This window comes from Bradyrhizobium sp. 149, assembly GCF_023073915.1.
Lineage (GTDB): Bacteria > Pseudomonadota > Alphaproteobacteria > Rhizobiales > Xanthobacteraceae > Bradyrhizobium.
Genome location: NZ_JADPKK010000020.1, coordinates 149,493 through 171,179 on the forward strand (window position 1 = coordinate 149,493; position 21,687 = coordinate 171,179).

Annotated in this window: 22 protein-coding genes and 1 riboswitch; of the genes, 10 read left to right on the forward strand and 12 right to left on the reverse strand. The window is 65.5% G+C overall.

Annotation, left to right across the window (positions count from 1 at the left end; all coding sequences use genetic code 11):
- Positions 1 to 157 precede the first annotated feature (157 nt).
- Positions 158 to 1,021, forward strand: a complete 864-nt coding sequence (locus tag IVA88_RS15715) for an alpha/beta hydrolase (RefSeq protein WP_247498144.1) — start codon at positions 158 to 160, stop codon at positions 1,019 to 1,021.
- Between the two features lie 106 nt (positions 1,022 to 1,127).
- Here IVA88_RS15715 and metW read toward each other — a convergent pair whose 3' ends face one another.
- Both metW and IVA88_RS15725 read right to left on the reverse strand, forming a co-directional pair.
- A complete protein-coding gene (gene metW / locus IVA88_RS15720) occupies positions 1,128 to 1,790 on the reverse strand; it encodes a methionine biosynthesis protein MetW (protein ID WP_247498145.1) in 663 nt (220 codons plus the stop codon).
- A 17-nt stretch (positions 1,791 to 1,807) separates the two neighbouring features.
- The gene (locus IVA88_RS15725) at positions 1,808 to 3,010 is read right to left on the reverse strand and encodes a homoserine O-acetyltransferase (RefSeq protein ID WP_247498146.1); all 1,203 of its coding nucleotides are present in this window, start codon (positions 3,008 to 3,010) and stop codon (positions 1,808 to 1,810) included.
- Between the two features lie 90 nt (positions 3,011 to 3,100).
- Positions 3,101 to 3,180: riboswitch (SAM riboswitch) on the reverse strand.
- A gap of 204 nt (positions 3,181 to 3,384) precedes the next feature.
- Between IVA88_RS15725 and IVA88_RS15730 the strand changes: the two genes are divergently transcribed.
- Genes IVA88_RS15730 through IVA88_RS15740 form a run of 3 tightly spaced genes read left to right on the forward strand, consistent with a single transcriptional unit; the run spans position 3,385 to position 6,294 of the window.
- Positions 3,385 to 4,233, forward strand: coding sequence for a chorismate mutase (locus tag IVA88_RS15730; protein WP_247498147.1), 849 nt, complete (start codon positions 3,385 to 3,387; stop codon positions 4,231 to 4,233).
- 34 nt (positions 4,234 to 4,267) lie between these two features.
- The gene (gene hisC / locus IVA88_RS15735; protein ID WP_247498148.1) at positions 4,268 to 5,362 is read left to right on the forward strand and encodes a histidinol-phosphate transaminase; all 1,095 of its coding nucleotides are present in this window, start codon (positions 4,268 to 4,270) and stop codon (positions 5,360 to 5,362) included.
- Positions 5,359 to 6,294: a prephenate/arogenate dehydrogenase family protein gene (locus IVA88_RS15740; RefSeq protein ID WP_247498149.1), complete on the forward strand. Its 936-nt coding sequence runs from the start codon at positions 5,359 to 5,361 to the stop codon at positions 6,292 to 6,294. Before hisC ends, IVA88_RS15740 begins: the two co-directional genes overlap by 4 nt.
- Positions 6,295 to 6,391: 97 nt before the next feature.
- Here the strand turns inward: IVA88_RS15740 and IVA88_RS15745 are convergent, their stop codons facing one another.
- The gene (locus IVA88_RS15745; RefSeq protein ID WP_247498150.1) at positions 6,392 to 7,576 is read right to left on the reverse strand and encodes a DUF2125 domain-containing protein; all 1,185 of its coding nucleotides are present in this window, start codon (positions 7,574 to 7,576) and stop codon (positions 6,392 to 6,394) included.
- A gap of 110 nt (positions 7,577 to 7,686) precedes the next feature.
- Here IVA88_RS15745 and IVA88_RS15750 point away from each other — a divergent pair, with 110 nt between their 5' ends.
- Complete coding sequence (locus IVA88_RS15750; RefSeq protein WP_247498151.1) at positions 7,687 to 8,298, forward strand: gamma-glutamylcyclotransferase; 612 nt, start codon at positions 7,687 to 7,689, stop codon at positions 8,296 to 8,298.
- Here the strand turns inward: IVA88_RS15750 and IVA88_RS15755 are convergent.
- The 4 genes from IVA88_RS15755 to ftsE form a co-directional block, all read right to left on the reverse strand.
- Complete coding sequence (locus tag IVA88_RS15755) at positions 8,295 to 9,068, reverse strand: lysophospholipid acyltransferase family protein (RefSeq protein WP_247498152.1); 774 nt, start codon at positions 9,066 to 9,068, stop codon at positions 8,295 to 8,297. The genes IVA88_RS15750 and IVA88_RS15755 overlap by 4 nt on opposite strands.
- A gap of 33 nt (positions 9,069 to 9,101) precedes the next feature.
- Positions 9,102 to 9,806 (reverse strand): YdcF family protein, encoded by a 705-nt coding sequence (locus IVA88_RS15760; RefSeq protein WP_247498153.1) that lies wholly within the window; start codon positions 9,804 to 9,806, stop codon positions 9,102 to 9,104.
- A 73-nt stretch (positions 9,807 to 9,879) separates the two neighbouring features.
- Positions 9,880 to 10,848: an ABC transporter permease gene (locus IVA88_RS15765; protein ID WP_247498154.1), complete on the reverse strand. Its 969-nt coding sequence runs from the start codon at positions 10,846 to 10,848 to the stop codon at positions 9,880 to 9,882.
- On the reverse strand, positions 10,841 to 11,500 hold the full coding sequence (ftsE, locus tag IVA88_RS15770) for a cell division ATP-binding protein FtsE (RefSeq protein WP_247498155.1): 660 nt from the start codon (positions 11,498 to 11,500) through the stop codon (positions 10,841 to 10,843). Before ftsE ends, IVA88_RS15765 begins: the two co-directional genes overlap by 8 nt.
- A 191-nt stretch (positions 11,501 to 11,691) precedes the next feature.
- Here ftsE and IVA88_RS15775 point away from each other — a divergent pair, with 191 nt between their 5' ends.
- Positions 11,692 to 12,570 (forward strand): MJ0042-type zinc finger domain-containing protein, encoded by an 879-nt coding sequence (locus tag IVA88_RS15775; RefSeq protein ID WP_247498426.1) that lies wholly within the window; start codon positions 11,692 to 11,694, stop codon positions 12,568 to 12,570.
- A 58-nt stretch (positions 12,571 to 12,628) separates the two neighbouring features.
- Complete coding sequence (locus IVA88_RS15780) at positions 12,629 to 13,003, forward strand: response regulator (protein WP_247498156.1); 375 nt, start codon at positions 12,629 to 12,631, stop codon at positions 13,001 to 13,003.
- 135 nt (positions 13,004 to 13,138) lie between these two features.
- On the opposite strand, the gene IVA88_RS15785 is transcribed toward IVA88_RS15780, so the two are convergent.
- Both IVA88_RS15785 and IVA88_RS15790 read right to left on the reverse strand, forming a co-directional pair.
- On the reverse strand, positions 13,139 to 14,302 hold the full coding sequence (locus tag IVA88_RS15785; protein ID WP_247498157.1) for a DUF4175 family protein: 1,164 nt from the start codon (positions 14,300 to 14,302) through the stop codon (positions 13,139 to 13,141).
- The gene (locus tag IVA88_RS15790; RefSeq protein ID WP_247498158.1) at positions 14,290 to 16,239 is read right to left on the reverse strand and encodes a TIGR02302 family protein; all 1,950 of its coding nucleotides are present in this window, start codon (positions 16,237 to 16,239) and stop codon (positions 14,290 to 14,292) included. The genes IVA88_RS15785 and IVA88_RS15790 overlap by 13 nt, the downstream gene beginning before the upstream one ends.
- Positions 16,240 to 16,406: 167 nt before the next feature.
- On the opposite strand from IVA88_RS15790, the gene IVA88_RS15795 reads away from it, so the two are divergent.
- On the forward strand, positions 16,407 to 16,790 hold the full coding sequence (locus tag IVA88_RS15795; RefSeq protein WP_014491654.1) for a carboxymuconolactone decarboxylase family protein: 384 nt from the start codon (positions 16,407 to 16,409) through the stop codon (positions 16,788 to 16,790).
- Positions 16,791 to 16,867: 77 nt separating this feature from the next.
- A complete protein-coding gene (locus IVA88_RS15800; RefSeq protein WP_247498159.1) occupies positions 16,868 to 17,758 on the forward strand; it encodes an NAD(P)-dependent oxidoreductase in 891 nt (296 codons plus the stop codon).
- 58 nt (positions 17,759 to 17,816) lie between these two features.
- Here IVA88_RS15800 and lysA read toward each other — a convergent pair whose 3' ends face one another.
- The 3 genes from lysA to argH all read right to left on the reverse strand — a co-directional run bounded on the left by lysA (position 17,817) and on the right by argH (position 20,887).
- Positions 17,817 to 19,082: a diaminopimelate decarboxylase gene (gene lysA, locus IVA88_RS15805; RefSeq protein ID WP_247498160.1), complete on the reverse strand. Its 1,266-nt coding sequence runs from the start codon at positions 19,080 to 19,082 to the stop codon at positions 17,817 to 17,819.
- A 23-nt stretch (positions 19,083 to 19,105) separates the two neighbouring features.
- On the reverse strand, positions 19,106 to 19,396 hold the full coding sequence (locus IVA88_RS15810; RefSeq protein ID WP_247498161.1) for a lipoprotein: 291 nt from the start codon (positions 19,394 to 19,396) through the stop codon (positions 19,106 to 19,108).
- 93 nt (positions 19,397 to 19,489) lie between these two features.
- Entirely contained in the window at positions 19,490 to 20,887 is a 1,398-nt protein-coding gene (argH, locus tag IVA88_RS15815; RefSeq protein WP_247498162.1) for an argininosuccinate lyase, read from the reverse strand.
- Positions 20,888 to 20,993: 106 nt separating this feature from the next.
- Here argH and IVA88_RS15820 point away from each other — a divergent pair, with 106 nt between their 5' ends.
- Entirely contained in the window at positions 20,994 to 21,683 is a 690-nt protein-coding gene (locus IVA88_RS15820; protein WP_247498163.1) for a TlpA disulfide reductase family protein, read from the forward strand.
- Positions 21,684 to 21,687: the final 4 nt, after the last annotated feature.

The window sequence follows — 21,687 nt, forward strand, 5'->3', positions numbered from 1 at the left end:
CAGGGGCCGACATGCGCGGGCTGTATCAGTATCCTGATGTGGCGAGAACAAGACGCGGTCGGGGAGATTTTGGACGATGATTAATAAGTGTTAGGGTCGTATGCGCTGACCGCAGAACGGCATTCCAATGCCGCAGCGACCTTAGGGAGAAAACCCGATGCCTCACGCCCTCACGAAGGACAATTGCCGTCTCTATTTCGAAGAAGCAGGCGCGGGCACGCCGATTATTTTTCTGCACGAATTCGCGGCCGACTACACCAATTGGGAGCCGCAGATGCGCTACTTCTCGCGCGGCCATCGCTGTATCACCTATTCTGCGCGCGGCTACACGCCATCGGATGTGCCTGATGGCGAGGTCTACAGCTACACGCATTTCTACACCGATGCGCTCGCGGTGCTCGATCATCTGAAGATCGAACGCGCGCATCTCGTCGGCCTCTCGATGGGCGCCTATTCGTCGCTCCAGATCGGGCTCAACGCGCCCCAACGCGCGCTGTCGATGACGCTCGCCGGCGTCGGCTCAGGCTCGGAGATCGAGAACCTCGACGCCTGGCGCAAGCAGTGCCGCACCAACGCGGAGCAATTCGAGACGCTCGGCTCCGCGGAAGTCGCAAAAGTCACGCGCGAGGCGCCGAGCCGGATTCCTTTCCTGGTAAAGGACCCGCGCGGCCACGCCGACTTCTACGCCGCACTGGCGCGCCACGACGCCAAGGGATCGGCGCGGACAATGCGCGGCTTCCAGGGCGGCCGCCCCTCGATCTTTGCGATGACGGACGCGATCAGAGGCGCCATGACGCCGGCACTCATCATCTGCGGCGACGAGGACGATCCGTGCGTGGGGGCAAGCCTGTTCCTGAAGAAGCATCTGCCTGCGGCGGGGCTCGCCATGTTTCCGAAGTCCGGCCACGTGCTCAATCTCGAAGAGCCCGCGCTGTTCAACGAAGCGGTGGAGCGGTTCGTCACGCTGGTTGAAGCGGGAAGATGGCCGGCGCGCGATCCGAGGTCGCTGGCGGCGCATTAACGACAGAGTCGCGCCCACATACTCCGTCATTGCGAGCGGAGCGAAGCAATCCAGAATCCTATGCAGAAAGACGCTGGATTGCTTCGCTGTGCCGAATGACGAGAAACTACTTCCTGCCACCCCGCGTCAGCAGAAACACGCCCTGCTCACCGAACAGATTCCACACCCACCACGGCATCCGCAGCCGCAGCGGACGGCCGTAGAGATCGAGCGCCTCGGCACGTTCCATCTTCACGTCGATCGCGTCGCAGAGCTCGACGAAGTCCTTGATGGTGCAGAAATGGATGTTTGCGGTGTCATACCAGCTTGCCGGCAGATTCTCCGTGCGTGGCATGTGGCCGCCGATCAAGAGCTGGAGCCGCATCTTCCAGAAGCCGAAATTCGGGAACGACACGATGGCGCGACGGCCGATGCGCAGCAGGTTCTCCAGCACCACTTTCGGCTGCCGCGTGGCCTGCAACGTCTGCGACAGGATCACGTAGTCGAAGGCGTCATCCGGATAATTCACGAGGTCGGTGTCGGCATCGCCCTGCACCACTGCGAGCCCCTTGGCGACGCAGCGGTTGACGCCCTCGCGCGACAGCTCGATGCCCCGGCCGTCGACGCCGCGGGTCTCCAGCAGCTGGAGCAGGTCGCCCTCGCCACAGCCGACGTCGAGCACCTTCGAGCCCGGCTTGACCATCTCGGCGACCAGCACATGGTCGGCGCGAAACTGATCGGGTTGCCCGGCCGCAACGCCGCCCAGCGGCAACGCTTCCTGTACAGACATGGCTAGCGGTCCTGTCTTTAAGCATTCTTGGCGGTGAGCCCGCGCGCCTTGCCTGCCGATTGCAGGAAGGCGCGGGAGATGTCGAGGAATTCGGGCACGTCGAGCAGGAACGCGTCGTGACCGCGATCGGTCTCGATCTCGGCGAACGACACCCGCGCGCTCGACGCATTCAGCGCGTGCACCAGCGCCCGCGATTCCGAGGTCGGGAACAACCAGTCGCTGGTGAAGGAGACCACGCAGAAGCGGGTCTGGATTCCCGTGAACGCCTTCGCCAGCACGCCGCCATGATCGCCGGCGATGTCGAAATAGTCCATCGCACGGGTCAGGTAGAGATAGGAGTTGGCGTCGAAGCGCTCGACAAAGGACGAGCCCTGGTAGCGCAGATAGGACTCGACCTGGAAGTCGGCGTCGAACGAGAAGGTCGGCAGCTCGCGGTCCTGCATCCGCCGGCCGAATTTTCGATGCAGCGCGGCGTCCGAGAGATAGGTGATGTGCGCCGCCATCCGCGCGACAGCGAGGCCGCGATGCGGATGGATGCCGCGATCGGCATAGCCGCCGTGGTGCCAGTCGGGATCGGCCATCACGGCCTGCCGGCCAAGCTCGTGGAACGCGATGTTCTGCGCCGAGTGCCGCGTCGAGCAGGCAATCGCCAGCGCGGAGAACACGCGGCTCGGATACGCCGCAGTCCATTGCAGCACCTGCATGCCGCCCATCGAGCCGCCGACCACCGCAAACAGCGTGTCGATGCCGAGCCGATCGATCAGCATCGCCTGCGCGCGCACCATGTCGGGGATGGTGATGACAGGGAAATCGAGCCCCCACACCTTGCCGGTCGCGGGATTGATCGAAGCCGGACCGGTCGACCCCATGCAGCCGCCGATCACGTTGGAGCAGATGATGAAATACTCGCTGGGATCGAGCGGTCGGCCGGGGCCGACCAGCGTCTCCCACCAGCCGGGCTTGCCGGTGACAGGGTGCACATTGGCGACGTGCTGGTCGCCGGTCAGCGCATGGCAGATCAGGATCGCGTTGGAGCGATCGGCGTTGAGCACGCCATAGGTCTGGTAGGCGATCTGGAACGGGCTGAGATCGACACCGCAATCGAGCCGCAGCGGCTGCTCCGCGCCGAACTGCGCGACCTGCGAGCTCGGATGATCCACCTCGTGCGACCGCTCGTCGGCAGTGATCGCGGGACTCGAAATTGACTGGACGCCAACCATCTGACCATCGACCTCGTTTGCGGTCGTCGTGGTGACCGCATTGACATCAGGCCATAAAAAACCCGGCCTGAACGATAGGTTCGGCCGGGATCGAAAGGGTCCCCGGCCTGTTTAGCGAGTTTTTTAACGTGGCTGCAAGCCGGCCGGCTCAAATGACCACGGAACGGGCAAAAAGTACCGTCTTGGACGGTTTTCGTCAAGTCGCGGCCCGGATCAACCAAATTCACCTGTCGCGCCGCCGGCGGAAAGGGCCCCATTTCCCTTCGCATTTCTCTTTGCTTTCGCCGCCCTGACTGCCTAATCAGGACATCCATCGCAGCGGTGACGACTGGACTGATCCGCATCGGAACGCCTCTCAACAACCCCTGTCAGACATGTCCCAACGTCCGCCCGCGCCACCATCGCTCCAGGAATTGCGCAAGGAGATCGACGCGATCGACGAGGGCATGCATCGCCTCCTCATGCAGCGCGGCGACATCATCGACCGCCTGATCCAAGTGAAGCAGACCCAGGAGGTCGGCTCGGCGTTCCGCCCGGCGCGCGAGGCCGCCATGATGCGTGACCTCGTCCAGCGCCATCGCGGCATTCTGCCGCTCGATACGGTCGAGAGCATCTGGCGCGTCATCATCGCGACCTTCACCTATGTCCAGGCGCCGTTCTCGGTACACGCCGACATCTCGGCGAGCGAGCCGGCCATGCGCGATTCCGCGCGATTCCATTTCGGCTTCACCGTGCCCTACGTCGCGCATTTCAGCGCGCAGGCGGCGGTCGAGGCGGTCGCGAAATCCAAGGGCGATCTGGCGCTGGTGTCGGCGACCTCGAGCCGCACGCCGTGGTGGCTGTCGCTGGAAGAAGCCGGCGCGCCAAAGATCATCGCGCGGCTGCCCTTTGTCGAGCGCGCCGACCATCCGGCGGCGTTGCCCGTGTTCGCGGTCTCGCGCGTCGCCGACAGCGCCCTGGTGACGGAGGTCGAGACCTTCAGCGTGCGCGTGTCGGGGTGGAACGCCGAGGTCGCGCGCGCCCTGTCGCCGCTCGCCGAGATCGTGGCCGTGCCCGATACCGCCTTCGACGGCGCTGCGCTGCTGATCTCGGTGACCGCCGCGAGCAGCCTCGACAAGATCAAGGCAGCCCTGATCGAAGCGGGAGCCTCGGTGCGCTCCACGGCCCTCGTCGGCAGCCACGCAACCCGCTATACGGTGCCCCCGACCGGGTCGAAATCGTAAGTCGCGAACCGCTTAAGCCACTCCGGAGTTGAAGATGTCCCGCCCCGTGCCGAATCCCGGCATTCTCGATATTGCGCCTTACACGCCCGGCAAGAGTCCGGTGGCGGAGCCGGGCCGCAAGGTCTTCAAGCTCTCGGCCAACGAGACGCCGTTCGGGCCCTCGCCGAAGGCGATCGAGGCGTTCAAGCACGTGGCGGATCATCTGGAAGACTATCCGGAAGGCACCTCGCGCGTGCTGCGCGAAGCGATCGGGCGCACTTTCGGGCTCGATCCCAACCGCATCATCTGCGGCGCCGGCTCGGACGAGATCCTCAATCTGCTCGCCCACACCTATCTCAGCCACGGCGACGAAGCGATCTCGACCACGCACGGCTTCCTCGTCTACCCGATCGCCACCATGGCGGTCGGCGCCAGGAACGTCGTCGCTGCGGAGAAGAACCTCACCGCGGACGTCGACGCGATCCTGAAAGCCGTCACGTCGCGGACCAAACTGGTCTGGCTCGCCAACCCCAACAATCCGACCGGCACTTATATCCCGTTCGACGAGGTCAAGCGTCTGCGCGCCGGTCTGCCCTCACACGTGCTGCTGGTGCTGGACGCAGCCTATTGCGACTACGTCTCGCGCAACGATTACGAGATGGGGATCGAGCTCGTCGCGACCACCGAGAACACGGTGGTGACGCACACCTTCTCCAAGATCCATGGTCTTGCGGCGCTGCGCATCGGCTGGATGTTCGGCCCCGATCACATCATCGACGCGGTCAACCGCATCCGCGGTCCCTTCAACGTGTCGACGCCGGCGATGTACGCCGCCGTTGCCGCGATCGAGGACACCGCGCACCAGGCCATGTCGAGGCAGTTCACCGAGACCTGGCGCAATTGGCTGACCGAGGAGATCGGCAAGCTGGGGCTGAAGGTGACGCCGAGCGTCGCCAATTTCGTGCTGATCCACTTCCCGACCGAGGGCAAGACCTCGGACGCGGCCGACGCCTTCCTCACTAAGCGGGGGCTGGTGCTGCGCGGGTTGAAGAACTACGGCCTGCCGCATTCGCTACGCATGACCATCGGCACCGAGGAGGCCAACCGCCTCGTCGTCGAGGGCCTGCGCGACTTCATGGCCGGACGATGAGCGCGACCCCGCACTTCCAGCGCCTCGCGCTGATCGGCTTCGGCCTGATCGGCGGCTCGATCGCGCGCGCTGCGAAGCTCCAGGGCCTGGCCGGCGAGATCGTCACCACTGCGCGCTCGGAGAAGACGCGCGCACGCGTGATGGAGCTCGGCATCGTCGATCAGGTCGTGGCGACCAATGCAGAAGCCGTGAAGGACGCCGATCTCGTCATCCTCTGCATTCCCGTCGGCGCCTGCGGGCCGGTGGCGCAGGAGATCGCCGGGCATCTCAAGCCCGGCGCGATCATCTCCGACGTCGGCTCGGTCAAGGGCGCCATCGTCAGGGACATGGCGCCGCATCTGCCGAATGGCATCCATTTCGTGCCGGCGCATCCCGTCGCCGGCACCGAGCATTCGGGCCCCGATTCAGGTTTCGCCGAACTCTTCATCAACCGCTGGTGCATCCTCACCCCGCCGGAAGGCGTTGATCCGGCTGCCACCGATCGCCTGCGCGCGTTCTGGGCGGCGATGGGCGCCAAGGTCGAGGTCATGACGCCGGATCATCATGATCTCGTGCTCGCGATCACCAGCCATCTGCCGCATCTGATCGCCTACACCATCGTCGGCACCGCCGACGAGCTGGCGCAGGTGACGGAGTCCGAGGTCATCAAGTTCTCCGCCGGCGGCTTTCGCGATTTTACCCGCATCGCCGCCTCCGATCCGACGATGTGGCGCGACGTCTTCCTCGCCAACAAGGAAGCCGTGCTGGAGATGCTCGGCACCTTCACCGAGGATCTCGCCAAGCTCACCCGCGCGATCCGCCGCGGCGACGGCGAGGCGCTGTTCGACCACTTCACCCGCACCCGCGCCATCCGCCGCGGCATCGTCGAAATCGGCCAGGATTCGGCCGCGCCCGACTTCGGCCGGCCGCATGCGGCGCTGAAAAAGCCGTAGCCACCCCCTCTATCATTGCGAGGAGCGCAGCGACGATCCAGACTGTTTCCGAGGAGAAAGTCTGGATTGCTTCGCTTCGCTCGCAATGACGGAGCGGTCAATACAGCGGCGGGATCTGGCCGACCTTGACCGGGCCGAGCAGCACAGCGCCGTCGACGAACTTCAGCGGGAAGCTGCGAGCCTTCTTGCCTTCCAGCGTGCTCTCGGTGCCGATCGAATTGATGCCGGCGGCGACACCGGCATTGGCGTTCTGCTTGATGACCTTGCCGAGGCCCGGAACGGCGCGGTCGAGTGCACCGAACAGATTGTTGAGGTCCTGCGACTTCACGCCGGGCGCGACGCGGTCGAGGGTGGCCTGCGGCACCCCCTCCTCCAGCATCTTCTCGATGCCGAGTGCCGGAATCACGCGCTCGAGCCCGGTCACCGTCATCTGCAATTCGCCGTCGAGACGGCCGTTGGCCGAGAGTCCGAGCGTGCCGGCCGCAACCGCGATCATCTCGCCCTGCTGGATCCGGGACTGCACGATCTCGATATGGCCACCCGCGGCCTGGATCTCGCGGAAGCGCTGCGGCCACGGCTTTGGTGTGAGGTCCGAGAGGCCGGTGATCTTCGCCCGCGTGTCGGCCTCGAACGGCTCGGCGAGCAGCGGATGAACACCCTGGATGCTACCCTGCGCGATCTGGAGCACGGTCTCGATCACCGGGTGATCGGAGGGCGATCGATCCGCGAGGCGCCCGTGCAGCTCGATCTGCTTGGCGCGCGCGAGCGGCACCTGCACGCTGCCGTCGAGCCGGTTGACGTTGGGGTCCTCGAATACGATGGAAGCGCGCTCGGGCACGGCGGGCAGGCCGACCACGCTGCTGCGGCCCTTGCTCCAGTTCACCACGAAGGTGTTTTGCGTGACGCCGTCGGTGAGCGTCGCCGGCGCGGAGAATTCGGCGATGACGCGCTTGGGATCGTAGACCTGGGCAATGACGAGGATGTTGTCGAGCCTGGCCGTGAACGGCGTCTTGCTGGCGTTCTGCGACACCAGGGCGACACTGGCCCCGGAACACTGGACCTCGAAGCGGAAGGGGAAGCCCGCGATCGAGCGCTTGGCGCAATCATAGATGCGGCCGGATTTGGCCTCCTGCGCGCGCCAGGCGTCGGCGGCGATCTCGGCCTGCGACGCCGCATAGAACCAGAAGCAGCTCCATGCCACCGTGAGGATCAGGAGGATGATGGGGGCGATGAAAAGGCCCCAGCGGGAGCGCCGGCCTGCGGCAACGGTCATATCAGACATGCGGCGACCCTTTGATCCCTGATTTTGTCAAATGTAAGCGAGCTAGGGCTGCGACGAAAGGCGGAGAATTCGCTTCGCTTGGGAGCGCGGTTCTGGTAGCCGTGCCGGAAATGTCGGAAATCACCCTTCCCTCCGTCACCACAGCCAAGGGCGACCTCTGGGTGTTCGGCTACGGCTCGCTGATGTGGCGGCCGGGCTTCGAATTTGAGGAACGCGTCCCGGCGCGGCTGGTCGGCGAGCATCGCGCGCTCTGCGTCTATTCCTTCGTGCACCGTGGTACGCCCGAAAAGCCGGGCCTGGTGCTTGGGCTCGACCGCGGCGGCGCCTGCCGCGGCATCGCCTTTCGCGTCGCCGAAAACAACCGCGCCGGCGTCGTCGCCTATCTGCGCGCGCGCGAGCAGGTGACGTCGGTCTATCGCGAAGTCATGCGCTCGGTGTGGCTGGAGAACGATGCGCGACAGCGCGTATCCGCGCTCGCCTATGTCGTCGACCGCGGCCATGTGCAATATGCCGGCCGGCTGTCGCTCACCGATCAGTATCGCCACGTGCTCCAGGGCCACGGTCAGTCCGGCGCCAACCGCGACTACGTGACCGCGACGGTGAAGGCGATCGAGGCCGAAGGTTTTCGCGATGCGCCGCTGCATCAGCTTGCCACCATGCTGCATGGTGATGCGCATTCGTTGCACGCGCCGGCCCCTACGGAAGATCGAGAGAACCGCTAGCGCTCCGACGGCGCATAGCTCGGCGCCGAACCGATCATCTGCTCCTGCTCCCTGCGGCCCGCTTCGACGAGGCGGCCGGTCGCGTCTTCGATCGCCGTTTGCACGCGGGAGAGAAACTGGTCCTTCGGCAGGCCTGCCGGCAGCGGATCGAGGAACTCCACCACTAGCGTGCCGGGATAGCGCATGAAGGTGCGGCGCGGCCAGAACAGGCCGGAATTGAGCGCGATCGGCAGGCACTGCGCGCCGCAGGACGAATAGATTTGCGCAAAGCCGGTCTTGTAGTCCGGTGGCGCGCCCGGTGCGCGGCGCGTGCCCTCGGGAAAGATCACGAGCTGCCCGCCGCTGCGCACCGCCTCACGCGCCCGTCGCGTCATGTCCAGCAGCGCCTTCACGCCGGCATTGCGGTCGATCGCGATCATCCCGGTCTTGACCAGGAACTGGCCGAACACCGGGATCTGCATGAGCTGACGCTTGAGAATGAAAATCGGACGATCGAAAAAACCCGGCAAGACGAACGTCTCCCAGAACGACTGGTGCTTCGCCACGATCACCAATGGTCCCGTCGGGATGTTTTCGACGCCGCGGAATTCCACCTTGATGTTGCAGACCGCCCGCATCAGAAACAGCGTCGCGTTCGCCCACCATCGCGCGACCGTGAGCATGGCGCGCGGCGGCAATGCGAAAGTCGGCAGCGCCACGATCGCGAGGCACACCAGCACGGTGTAGAACAGCACGTTGAACACGAGCGATCGCAAGAAAATCAAGAACATCGAGTATCCGATCAATTGCCGATCAGTTGCCGATCAATTGGCCTGTGCGGTGGCGGGCCGCTTCGGCTGCAGCCCGGGAGGCTGCTCCGACATCTCGGGCGAAAGGTCAATCCCGAAATCCTCCAGCCGCACCCTGAGCTCGGCCGCGATGTATTTGACGTATTCCGACAGCAGCAGCCGCAAGGTAGGGGCCGAGATCCACCACGGCTCCTCGCGCCATTTGTCGCCCACCACGACGAACGGGATCAGTGTAGTCTCCGGCATCGCATGTGCGAATTCCACCAGCGCACGCGGCATGTGATAGTTCGAGGTGACCACAATCAGCGATTTGAAGCCGCGCCCCTCGGCCCAGCGCCGGGCTTCCGCGGCATTGCCGCGGGTCGACAGCGCAGTGCGGTCGAGATCGACGCAGCAATGCATGAAGGACTGGTTCTCCGGCAACGTCCGGGAGATGTCGCTCGCCGTCGAGGTCGGGTGCACGCCGGAGATCAGGAGCCTCCTGCCGTAGCCGGCAGCGAGCAGCTCCATCGCATCCGGCACCCGCGAGGAGCCGCCGGTCAGCACCACGATGCCGTCCGCCTTGCGGTCCGGCGCAATCTCGGCGCCACGCAATTGCGACAAAAACGCAATGAAACCCGCCGCCGCGCCGACGAAGGCGAGTGCAATCGTCGACATCACGGCCGCGCGCAGCCAGCCGCGCGGCAGTTTCGGCGATCGATCATCGGTCGGCGTAGTCATGCGATGTCGGTGACCCCTTCCCTGAGGTGATTTTAGGACGTTTTGAGGCGAAGTGGAGTCCGGTTTATCGGCGTCAATCAACATCATTCAGCGTCGCGAACAGCGTCTGGCGCGAGGCGACCGCGGTGATCGCGCCGATCAGCACCGCCTGCACCGCGAGCACGATGTAGCCGGACGGCCGCAGCGAGAAGGTACCGAGCAGCGCGGCGAACTGGTCGCCGACGGGGGTGCCGGAAAACCAGCCTGCGATCGACTCGGAGAAGCCGAATACCAGCATGGCGGCCCCGCCGCCGATCACGCCGCCCTCCAGCCCCAGCCTGAGGAAATGACGTAGGAAGCGGTTGGCGATGTAGCGGTCGCCGGCGCCGACGAAATGCAGCACCTCGACAATCGGACGGTTCGCCGCCATGGCGCCGCGGGTCGCGAACGAAACCGAGATGATGGTGGCGATGATGACGAGCGCGAGGATGCCGAGGCCGGCGAGCACGGTGGCGTTGGTCATCGAGCGCATGCGCTCGATCCAGGCACGGTGATCGTCGACGCTGGCGCTTGGCGCCATCTGGGTCACGCGGGCGCGCAAGGCGCCGAGATCGAGCCCCGTGCCGGGCTGCACGCGCGCGATGATAAGGCGCGGCACCGGGAGATCGTCCATCGACAGGCCGGTGCCAAGCCAAGGCTCGAGCAGCTTGCCGCTTTCGTCCTTGGTGAACGGCTTGACCTCGACGATGCCGGCTTGCGCGCGCATAGCCTCGGTCACCGCCGCGGTATCGCGTTCGAGATCGCGCCCCGTCTGCGGCCGGACCTGGATGGTGATTTCGCTCGCGACATCCGACTGCCATTCGGCGGCGGAGGCGCTCACCAGCAGCACCGTGCCCGTCGTCGTCGACGCCAGGAAGGTCATGATGGCGACGACGGCGACCAGCGCGCGGCCGTGGATCGAGGCGCGCGGCACGATCGGGGACATGTTGCGCGCTCTGGCCGGAAGCGGCGGCCCCTCCTGTCCTAGGTCGACCAGCACGCCGCGCTCGTCGGGCCTACTCATAGACGTGCAGCCGTCCCTGGTGCAGCACGAAGCGTCGCGCCTCGTACTGGTCCATCAGGGCGATATCGTGGGTGGCGATGATGACGGCGGTCCCTGACTTGTTGAGCTCGATGAACAGCCGCAGCAGGCGGCGGCCAAGCGTCGGATCGACGCTACCGGTCGGCTCGTCTGCCAACAGCAGCTGCGGCCGCGAGATAACGGCGCGCGCGATCGCCGCGCGCTGCTTCTCGCCGCCGGACAGGATCGGCGGCAGCGCGTCCATGCGTTCGCCGAGCCCGACCCATTTCAGGAGGTCGATGACCTCCTTGCGGTAGCTCGATTCGCTGCGGCCCATGACCCGGAACGGCAGCGCGACGTTTTCATAGGTCGTCATGTGGTCGAGCAGGCGGAAATCCTGGAGCACGATACCGATGCGCTTGCGCAAGTCCGCGATGTCGTCCTTGCCGAGCTGCGAGATGTCGTGGCCGAACAGATTGACGAGACCCCGCGTCGGTCGATGCGACAGGAACAACAGGCGCAGCAACGAGGTCTTGCCGGCGCCGGATGGCCCGGTGAGAAACTGGAAGGAATGCGCCGGGATCTGGAAGCTGAGGTCACGCAGGACCTCTGGCCCCAGGCCGTAACGCAATCCGACATTTTCGAACCGGACCAAGCTCAGCTCCGTTCGAGAGAGGCCGCAGGCTGCACGGCTGTGCTCCGCCACACGCGATCAACGGCTTTTGCGGCCGTTATGGTTTCCGGTTCGTTAACAGTCGCCCTGTAGCATAATTGGCAGCATCCTTGCCGCCCGGTTCTCCGCGACCGTGTCATCGTCAAGACTCGTCCATGCATCAAGGCTCGTCCATGCATATCGTCTGCCCTCATTGTACGACATCCTACGCCATCAAGCTTGCGAGCCTCGGGGCGAACGGAAGGACGGTCCGCTGCTCCCGTTGCAAGGAAACCTGGGTCGCCCATTCCGAGGATGCCATCGAGGAGGCATCCGTCCCGGCCATGGCCGCGGCCAGCCAGGCCGATGACCAGTCCGATCTCGCCGAGGAGTGGAACTCGTATGCCCAGGACGACGGCGCCAGTGATGCGCCTGTCGTTGACAGCCCCTCGATCGCCAGCGACTGGCCGGACCAGGAAACCAGTGACGCCGAGGACGAATGGTCGGCGGCGGCCCGGTCTGCCGAGGAGGAAGTCGTCGGCGAGCAGCACCAGTCCTGGTTCCGTGGCCTGTTCGGCCGCCGCGCCGCGCGGGTGAGCCGTCCGGTCGCGACCGCGGCGCCGCGAAAGTCCCATTTGGGCCTGCCAACCGCCTGCGCCGCCATGGGTGCGCTGGTGCTGGCGCTGGTGATCTGGCGCGGCGACATGGTGCGGCTGCTGCCGCAGACGGCCGCCTTCTACAAGATGGTCGGCCTCGAAGTTAACCTGCGCGCGCTGGCCTTCAAGGACGTCAAGCTCTCCAGTGAGACCGTGGACGGTAAGCAGGTGCTGGTGATCGAGGGCGTGATCGTGGGCCAGGGCAAGAAGCCGCTCGACATTCCCCGGCTGCGCTTTGCGGTGCGCGACGCGCAAGGCGCGGAAATCTACGCCTGGAACGCCGTTCTGGAACAGACCGTGCTACAGCCCGGCGAGCGCGCTTTCTTCCGTTCGCGGCTGGCCTCGCCGCCGCCGGAGGGCCGCAATATCGACGTTCGCTTCTTCAACCGGCGCGACATCGCCGGCGGCAGCGTATAATCGATTTCGCAGGTCTCGCGGGGAAAGTTGCCGCGAGATCGATCCCAAGGTTGCTCTCATGCCCAAAATCCTGATCGCCGACGACGAGGATTCGATGCGCCAGCTGGTGGCGCGTGCCATCGCCATGGACGGCCACGAGATCGTCACCGCGCAGGACGGCGCCGAAGCGCTTGACATCCTGACTCGCGCCGACGGCGGATTCGACCTGCTGCTCACCGACATCCAGATGCCGGTGATGGACGGCATCGCGCTGGCGCTTGCCGTCGCACGCGATTTCCCCGGTTTGACCATTCTCCTGATGACCGGCTTTGCCGACCAGCGCGAGCGCGCCTCGAACCTCAATGCGCTGGTGCACGACGTCGTGACCAAGCCGTTCTCGGTCGCCGACATCCGCACGGCGGTGGCAGATGCGCTGGCGGCGAAGAAGGGGTAGCAGCGGTCGGCGGCCGATATTCCGCTGTCATGCCCCGGCTTGACCGGGGCATCCAGTACGCCGCGGCCTATCAATTGAATCACAATCGTCTCGGAGTACTGGATCGCCCGGTCATGCCGGGCGACGACCTAGAACTCAAAAATCCTTCAGCAGCCGCTCGATATAGTCGAGCTCGATCTGCGGGCGCGAGCTATCCCCCAAGCGGCGGCGGAGCTCTTCGAGAATGCGGCGGACGCGCTGGGCGTCGATCTCGCCGGGGATCTTGACCGTATAGTCGTCGCTCAGATCGCGGCCGTGAAGGGGGCGACCGAGCGGATCGGTCTGATGGCCGCCGCTCTGCTGGCGGCCGGCGCGATTGCCGGGGCCGTCGCCCTGCCCGTCGCCATCGCCCTGCTGCATCGCCTCGGCCATCTTCTGCGCGCCCTTGCGCAACGCGTCGAGAGCTTTTCCTTGCGAGTCCACGGCGCCATCCGAATTGCCCTCGCCGAGCTGCGAGCCGGCATCGCCCATGGCCCCGTCGGCAGCGTCCAGACTGCCGTCGTCATCGCCTTGGTCGCCGTCCTGATCGCCATCCTGGCCCGGCTGTCCCTGCTCGCCTTGCTGACCCTTCTGCCCTTTCTGGCTCTGGCCCTTCTGACCCTTTTGTCCCTTCTGCGCGAGGCCGCGCTTGGCGAGCTCGTCCTGCAGCTTCTTCAGGCGGTCGCGCAGCGACTGCTGATCCTGCTGAAGGTCCGACATCGACTGGTCGCCCTGCTGCTTGCCGCGCGAGCGCTCACGCCGGGAGTCCTGGCCCTGCTTGAAGGTCTTGTCGCGCAATTGCTGCTGCTTGCGGATCATGTCGCTGAGCTCGTTCAGCGCCTGCTCCATGTCGCTGTCGCCGGATTGCCCGGGCTGCGCCATCTGGAGGTTTTCCATGATCTGCGCCAACTGCTCAAGCATGCGCTGGGCCGCCTCGCGATTGCCTTCGCGCGCCGCCTTCTCGATCTGCTTCAGGAGGTCGTCCAGATCGCGTTGCGTGATGACGGAACGATCGCGATTGGAGGATTGGCTCTTTTCCGTCGCGCGCTTGTAGTCCTCGAGCTTCTGAATCGCATCGGATTGATTGTTCAGGCTCCGCCCGGACTCCTTTTGCCTGAGGCTATCGCCGGAATCCTGCATTGCCTTTTCGGCGCTATCGAGCAGCGCATCGGGATCCTGATCCTGCTGGGCCGAGACGGCAACCGGGAAGCCTCCCAGGAGGAGGGCAAGACAGGCGATCGAGATCGCCTTCAAGACTGGCACGCGCGCTAGCTTCCGCATTTCCGGTCCCGCGTAAACTGATTGGCCCCGTCCTCGCCCCCCTTCGCCCGGCTGTTCGCCGACTTCCGATAGGCCTGCAGCTGCTGGCGCAAGACATCCTGCTGCTGCGCCAGCTCTTCGAGCTGCTCCGGCTTGGCATGCTGGGTCTTTTGTCGCAGCTCGACCGCCTTGTCGAGGATGAGCTGAACCTCTGCCGGGAAAGGCTGCCGAGGTCCAAGCGGATTCTGCTCGGCGCGCCGGGCGAGATCACGCACCTTGCCGGCCATCGCCTCGCGCAGCTTTTGCGTCAGCGCCTTGATCTCCTCCTCGCTGGCGCCGCGTTCCAGCGCCCGCTTGAGCGCGTCCTGCGACGAGCGCAGCGCGGCGTTGACGCTGCCGGCGACGCCGTCGTCCTCGATGGTGACCGCGAACGCCCACATGCTTCCCACCACATCGCGCAGCGCGTCGTCGGTACGGGCGGCTTCCAGCTGGAGCGCCAGACTGCGCAGGCCGAGATAGCAGCCCGCATCGGGCGTGAACAATTCGGGTGCGATCATCAGCGCGTCGAGCGCGGCATAGACATCCGAGTTCTTGTTGGCGTCGAGCGCGAGGATGCGGCGCTGTTCGACCAGCGCGCGCGAGAGCGAATTCGTGAACAGCCGCTCGGGCAGGCGCATGTTGAACGGCTCGCTTCTCGCCTCGTTGCCGGCCTCGTCCTTGGCGGTGAGGGTCAGCGTGACGTCGGCGCCGGCATAGGGATCCTCGCTGAGGTCCTTCACCGTCTGGCCTACGCCGTTGCGGGTGCGCGCGTTCGGCAGCACGAGCGGGAATTGCGGCGGCTGGAATAGCGGCCGCGCAGCGGCCTTGGTGTCGGCCTGCTTGCTGCCGTCCTTGTTGCTGCCATCTTTGACATCGGCGGGGCGCAGGCCGATTTGCGCGTCGGCGCCGGTGACGCCGTAATCGTCCTCGATCTTGTAGGAGAGCTGGAGTCCGCCGCGGGCCTGGCGCTCGGGATCCTTGGCGAGAGCGATCGTCGGTGGGCGGTCCGGCGTTGCCGCAAACGCCCATTGCGGCTGGCCGGACGGCGCGCGGACATGCGCGGTGCCGTCGCCGGTGATGGTAAAATGCTTCTCGTTGGTGCCCTTGGGCGTGGCTTCAGTGGGCGCGACCTCCTTGAGGCCGCCGGAGACGGCAACATCCAGGCTGCCGCCGGAGGAGCGCACGATCAGGGTCGAGCCGACGGGAACGGCAAGCGGGCCGCTGGCGGGCAGCGCCGCGGCCTCCTTGTTCGCGGCCGACAGGATGACCGGCGGCTTGCCGGTGTAGAGCGGCGGCGTGACCCAGGCATCGACGCGAACATTCGTCGGCGCCAGCATGCCGTTCCAGTGGAACGCGGCCCCGAGCCGCATCGCACGTTCGTCGCCGGCGGCGAAGAAGGTCGCAACCAGCATCACCATGACCAGCGCGCGCAGCGCCCAGGGATCATGCAAAGCAAGCCGGGGCTTCGGCAGACCGGCGCGGATGCGCTTGATCGAAGCCAGCGTGCGCTCGCGCTGCGCCTGCCACAACGCCTGCGCAACCGGGTCCTGCGAGCTCAGCGTGTCCGTGAGCGTGGTGGCCGGCCGATGACGGATGCCGGAGCCGCGGTCGAGCCGGGCCAGCGCCTCCTCGCGGCTCGGCCAGCGGAAGCGACTCAACGGGAACAGGCCGGCCATCGCGACGCCGGCGAAAACAACGAGACCGATGGCGCGGGCAACGAACGGCAGCGCCAGCCAAAGACCGGCCCAGGACACCACCAGGAACAGGCCGACGACGGTGAGAAGCCGCGCCAAATTTGGCCAGGCACGCTCCCACGCGATGGCATAAGAGGCCCGCTGCAGGGCCTGCGCCAGCTTCAGCCGCGACAGAGCGTCGCCATCGCGGATCGGGTCTGACGGGTCGGGGGTGACGCCGTTCAATCAACTCTCCAGGTTGCCCGGTAGAGAAGCGTACCACAACGGCAGCACTGAGGCATCCGTTCCTGTACGGGAGACACCCCTTTTCCCGCATAACACGAGGACGTGACTGGCGCGCCGCAAGCCCCTAATTTCCGCACCGCCATCCAAAAGAAAAAAGAGGAAACGCCATGGACAAGAAGATGCACGACAAGGGCCTGGAAGTCCGCAAAGCGGTGCTGGGCGAGGCCTATGTCAACAACGCCCTGAAGAATGTCGACGATTTCAACCGTCCGTTCCAGGAGATGCTCAACGAATATTGCTGGGGCACGGTTTGGGGACGCGAGGAGCTGCCGCGCAAGACCCGCAGCATGCTCAACATCGCGATGATCGCCATCCTCAATCGTCAGCACGAATTCCGCGCGCATCTGAAGGGCGCGCTCACCAACGGCGTCAGCCGCGACGAAATCCGCGAGATCCTGATGCAGGTTGCAATCTATGGCGGCATGCCGGCCGCGGTCGACAGTTTTCGGATCGCGCGCGAGGTGTTCGCGGAGATCGACGGCAAGGCGTGAGCGGGCAATCCCTCATCACATCGTCCCGGCGAAACTAGGACGCGCGGCTCGCCAACAACGAAGAAAAAGGAAACACCATGGACATCGGATTCATCGGCCTCGGAAACATGGGGTTCCCGATGGCGCGGCGGCTGATCGAGGCCCGCAACCGGCTCGTCGTGTTCGACACGCGCCAAGAGGTCGTCGACAGGCTGGTGGCGCGCGGCGCCACTGCGGCGAATTCGCCGAAGGACGTCGCCGACCAGGTCGAGACTGTCATGGCGAGCCTGCCCTCGCTGCAGGCTTCGCTCGCGGTTGCGACGGGGCCGAACGGCGTCATCGAGGGAAGCCGCGTCAAGCGCTTCATCGATCTCTCCACCGTCGGCTCGGCGATGGCGGTGAAGATCCACGGCCTGCTCGCCAAGCATGACATCGTGCAGATCGACTGCCCCGTCTCCGGCGGCGTCGGCGGCGCCGAGAAAGGCACGCTGGCGGTGATGGTCTCGGGGCCGAAGGCCGAGTTCGAGCTGCTCAAGCCCGCGCTCGACATCATCGGAAAAGTGTTCTTCATCGGCGAGAAGCCCGGCGCGGCGCAGACCATGAAGCTCGCCAACAACTTCCTGTCGGCCACCGCGATCGTAGCGACCTCGGAAGCCGTGGTGATGGGCGTCAAGGCCGGGCTCGATCCCGCCGTGATGATCGACGTCATCAATGCCGGCTCGGGCATGAACACCGCGAGCCGCGACAAATTTCCGCGCGCGGTGCTGCCGCGCAGCTTCGACTTCGGCTTTGCCACCGGACTGATGGTGAAGGACGTGCGGCTGGCGCTGGAGGAGATGAAGCAGCTCGGCCTCTCGATGGAGGTCGCGGACGCGGTCGGCCGGTTGTGGGAGACGGTCATCAGCGCGGAAGGCGCCGAATCCGATTTCACCGCGGCGATCAAGCCCATCGAGAAGAAGGCGGGTGTTGTGGTTGGCGGGAAAAAATAAGCTGCAGAAAGCATCTCCGCCGTCGTCCGGCGGAGATGTCGCCCGGCCGCCGCAGCGCTTACAGCCAGGGCGCCGGCGTATCCATCGCGATCAGTTGCTCGACTTCGATGCGCGGACGCACGACCGCGTACTGGTCGCCCTTCACCAGCACCTCGGGCACCAGCGGCCGCGTGTTGTAGGTGCCGGCCTGCACCGCGCCATAGGCGCCGGCCGTCATGATGGCGATGAGATCGCCGGGCTTCGGCGTCGGCAAGGTGCGGTCGAGGGCGAGGTAATCGCCGGTCTCGCAGACCGGGCCGACGACATCGGCCGCGATCGTCGCCGCGCCCTTCGCGGGCTGCGTCACCGGCAGAATGTCGTGGTGGGCCTCATACAGCGTCGGACGGATCAGATCGTTCATGGCGGCGTCGATGATGACGAAATTCTTGCCGTCGCCATGCTTCACGTAGATCACCTTGGCGACCAAAATGCCGGCATTGCCGACGATCATGCGGCCCGGCTCGAACATCAGCGTGCAGCCGAGATTGTGGCTGACGCGCTTGACCATGGCAGCATAGGCCTCGGGCGCCGGCGGCGCCTCGCGGTCCATGTAATAGGGAATGCCGAGGCCGCCACCGAAATCGACATGCGAGATGTTGTGGCCGTCGGCGCGCAGCGTCTGTACGAATTCGGAGAGGATGCGGAACGCGATCTCCATCTTGGAGAGGTCGGTGATCTGGCTGCCGATATGCACGTCGGTGCCTGTTACCTCGATGCCCGGCAGCTTCGCTGCGCGGGCATAGACCTCGCGGGCATGCGCGATCGGAATGCCGAACTTGTTCTCGGACCTGCCGGTCGAGATCTTTGCGTGCGTGCCGGCATCGACGTCCGGATTGACACGGATCGAGATCCGCGCGGTCTTGCCCGTCTCGGTTGCAAGGCGCGACAGCAGCTCGAGCTCGGGCTCGGATTCGACGTTGAGGCAGAGGATGTCGGCGGCCAGCGCGGCGCGCAGCTCGGCTTCCGTTTTGCCGACGCCGGAGAACAGAATCTTGCTGGCGGGAATGCCGGCGGCCAACGCGCGCTTCAATTCACCGCCGGAGACCACGTCGGCGCCGGCCCCCAGCTTGGCCAGCGTGCGCAGCACCGACTGATTGGAGTTTGCTTTCATGGCGTAGCAGACCAGCACCTTCTCGCCGGCGAAAGCGTCGGTGAAAACGCGATAGTGCCGCTCAAGCGTCGCGGTCGAATAGCAATAGAACGGCGTGCCGACGGTTGCAGCCAGCTCGGACAGGTTCACCGCCTCGGCGTGCAGCACGCCGTTGCGATAGTCGAAATGGTTCATGGCGTTGGCTCAGTTGCCCCAGCCTATCGGCTGGGTCTTTCGTCCAGGAGCGGATCGAGGATGAACGGTTTCTTCTTGCCCTTGGCCGCCGCCGGTGCGGCGTCCGCGCCATAGGTGGGATTGAACACGCTCGGCGTTTTCTGGGCTTCGGTCTCGGTGTCGGTCGGCGGCGCGACGTTGGCCGTGGACGCGCTGGAGGCGGTCGGCGGCAGATCCAGCGGGCCCTTGCGGCCACAGCCGGCAAGCGCGAGCGCCGTCAGGCTCAAGACAATGATGGCCCACCCCGAGCCGGCCGGGCGAAACTTTGACGTCACGACGAAATCCCCACTACGCGCGGCGCACCATACAGAGATTGGCGCGCTCTGGCGAGACCCGGATGACCATGAAACATAAGCGAAATTTTGCCCTCAGCCCAATTTTCGCTCTTTTTCCAGCCGCCTCAGCCAGGCCTTGGCCTGCGACGCCACGTTCTTCGGCGCCGTGCCGCCGAAGCTGGTCCGGCTCTTCACCGACGATTCGACCGAGAGCACGCCGAGCACGTCTTTCGTGATCTTCAGTTCGATCGCCTGCATCTCCCTCAGCGGAAGCTCGTGCAGCGCCACGCCAGCCTCCGCGGCTTTCGCGACGATGCGACCGGTGACGTGATGGGCTTCGCGGAACGGCATTTTCAGCGTCCGCACCAGCCAGTCGGCAAGGTCGGTCGCGGTGGCGTAGCCTTCGCCTGCAGCAAGCTTCATCTTCGCTTCATCAGGGACGAGATCGCGGACCATGCCGGTCATGGCGCGGATCGCGAGCGACAGTGCGGCGAAGCCTTCCATGGCGCCCTGCTTGTCCTCCTGCATGTCCTTTTGATAGGCGAGCGGCAGGCCCTTCATCACGATCAGCAGACCGTTGAGCGCGCCGATGACGCGGCCGGTCTTGGCGCGCACCAGCTCGGCGGCGTCAGGATTCCGCTTCTGCGGCATGATGGAGGAGCCGGTCGTGAACTTGTCGCTGAGGCGGATCATGCCGACCAGCGGCGAGGTCCAGATCACGATCTCCTCGGCAAAGCGCGACATGTGCACAGCGCAGATCGAGCCCGCCGACAGCGTCTCCAGCACGAAGTCGCGATCGGAGACCGCATCGAGCGAGTTCGCCATCGGACGGTCGAAGCCGAGCGCCTCCGCCGTGGCGTGACGGTCGATCGGGAACGAGGTGCCGGCGAGCGCGGCGGCACCGAGCGGAGATTCGTTCAGCCGCTTGCGCGCGTCCTGGAAACGGCCGCGATCGCGCGCGGCCATCTCGACATAGGCGAGCAGATGGTGGCCGAAGGTCACCGGCTGCGCGGTCTGCAGGTGCGTGAAGCCGGGCATGACCGTTCCGGCATGCTCCAGCGCGCGCTCCACCAGCGCCTGCTGGAACGCGGCGAGCGCGGCATCGGTCTCGTCGAGAACGTCGCGGACGTAGAGACGGAAATCGGTCGCGACCTGGTCGTTACGCGAGCGCGCAGTGTGCAGGCGGCCGGCGGCAGGGCCGATCAGCTCGGACAGGCGGCTCTCGACATTCATGTGAATGTCCTCGAGCGCACGCTTGAATTCGAAGCCGCCCTTGCCGATCTCTGACAAGATCGTGTCTAGACCCTTGCCGATATTTTTCGCATCAGAGGCTGTGATGATGCCCTGTGCGGCCAGCATCGCGGCGTGGGCCTTGGACGCGGCAATGTCTTGGGCAAAGAGGTGACGATCGACGTCGATGGAGACGTTGATCTCTTCCATGATCTCGTCGGGACGTTCCGAGAACCGGCCGCCCCACATCTTGTTGCTCATGATCCCCTGCTCACGCCTTGCTTGCCGCCACCACATGTTTGCGGGCTGCGGCCCGCCGTATTAAGAGGCCCCTGATAGCCATATCTGCGACCGGATGACAAACGATATGCTCGACCCCAACGATATGCCCGACCAAAGGAAAGCGCGGTCGGCCACGCGCCGGATCCCCGTCGTGATCGCCACCGTGGTGGTCGGGGGCCTGGCTGGCTTTGCCGCGCTGTACGGGCTGGGCCTGGGCCGGGCCCCATCCGGCGATCCGGCCTGCCGGGCGGCGGTGAACACTGCACAGAAGATCGCCCCGCTCGCCCATGGCGAGTTGGCGGCGCTCACCATGGCGACCGCACCGCTGAAGCTGCCGGACCTGGCCTTCGAGGACGCCGACGGCAAGCCGAAGAAGCTGTCGGACTTCCGCGGCAAGACGCTGCTGGTGAACCTCTGGGCCACCTGGTGCGTGCCCTGCCGCAAGGAAATGCCGGCGCTGGACGAGCTCCAGGGCAAGCTTTCGGGCCCGAATTTCGAGGTGGTGGCGATCAATATCGACACCCGCGACCCCGAGAAGCCCAAGACTTTCATGAAAGAGGCCAATCTGACCCGGCTCGGCTATTTTAACGATCAAAAAGCCAAGTCTTTCCAGGATCTTAAGGCGATAGGCCGGGCCTTGGGCATGCCGACGTCAGTGCTGGTCGACCCGCAAGGCTGCGAGATCGCGACGATCGCGGGACCGGCGGAATGGGCCAGCGAGGACGCGCTCAAGCTGATCCGGGCGGCGACCGGCAAGGCCGCCGCGTCGTTCTAGGAAG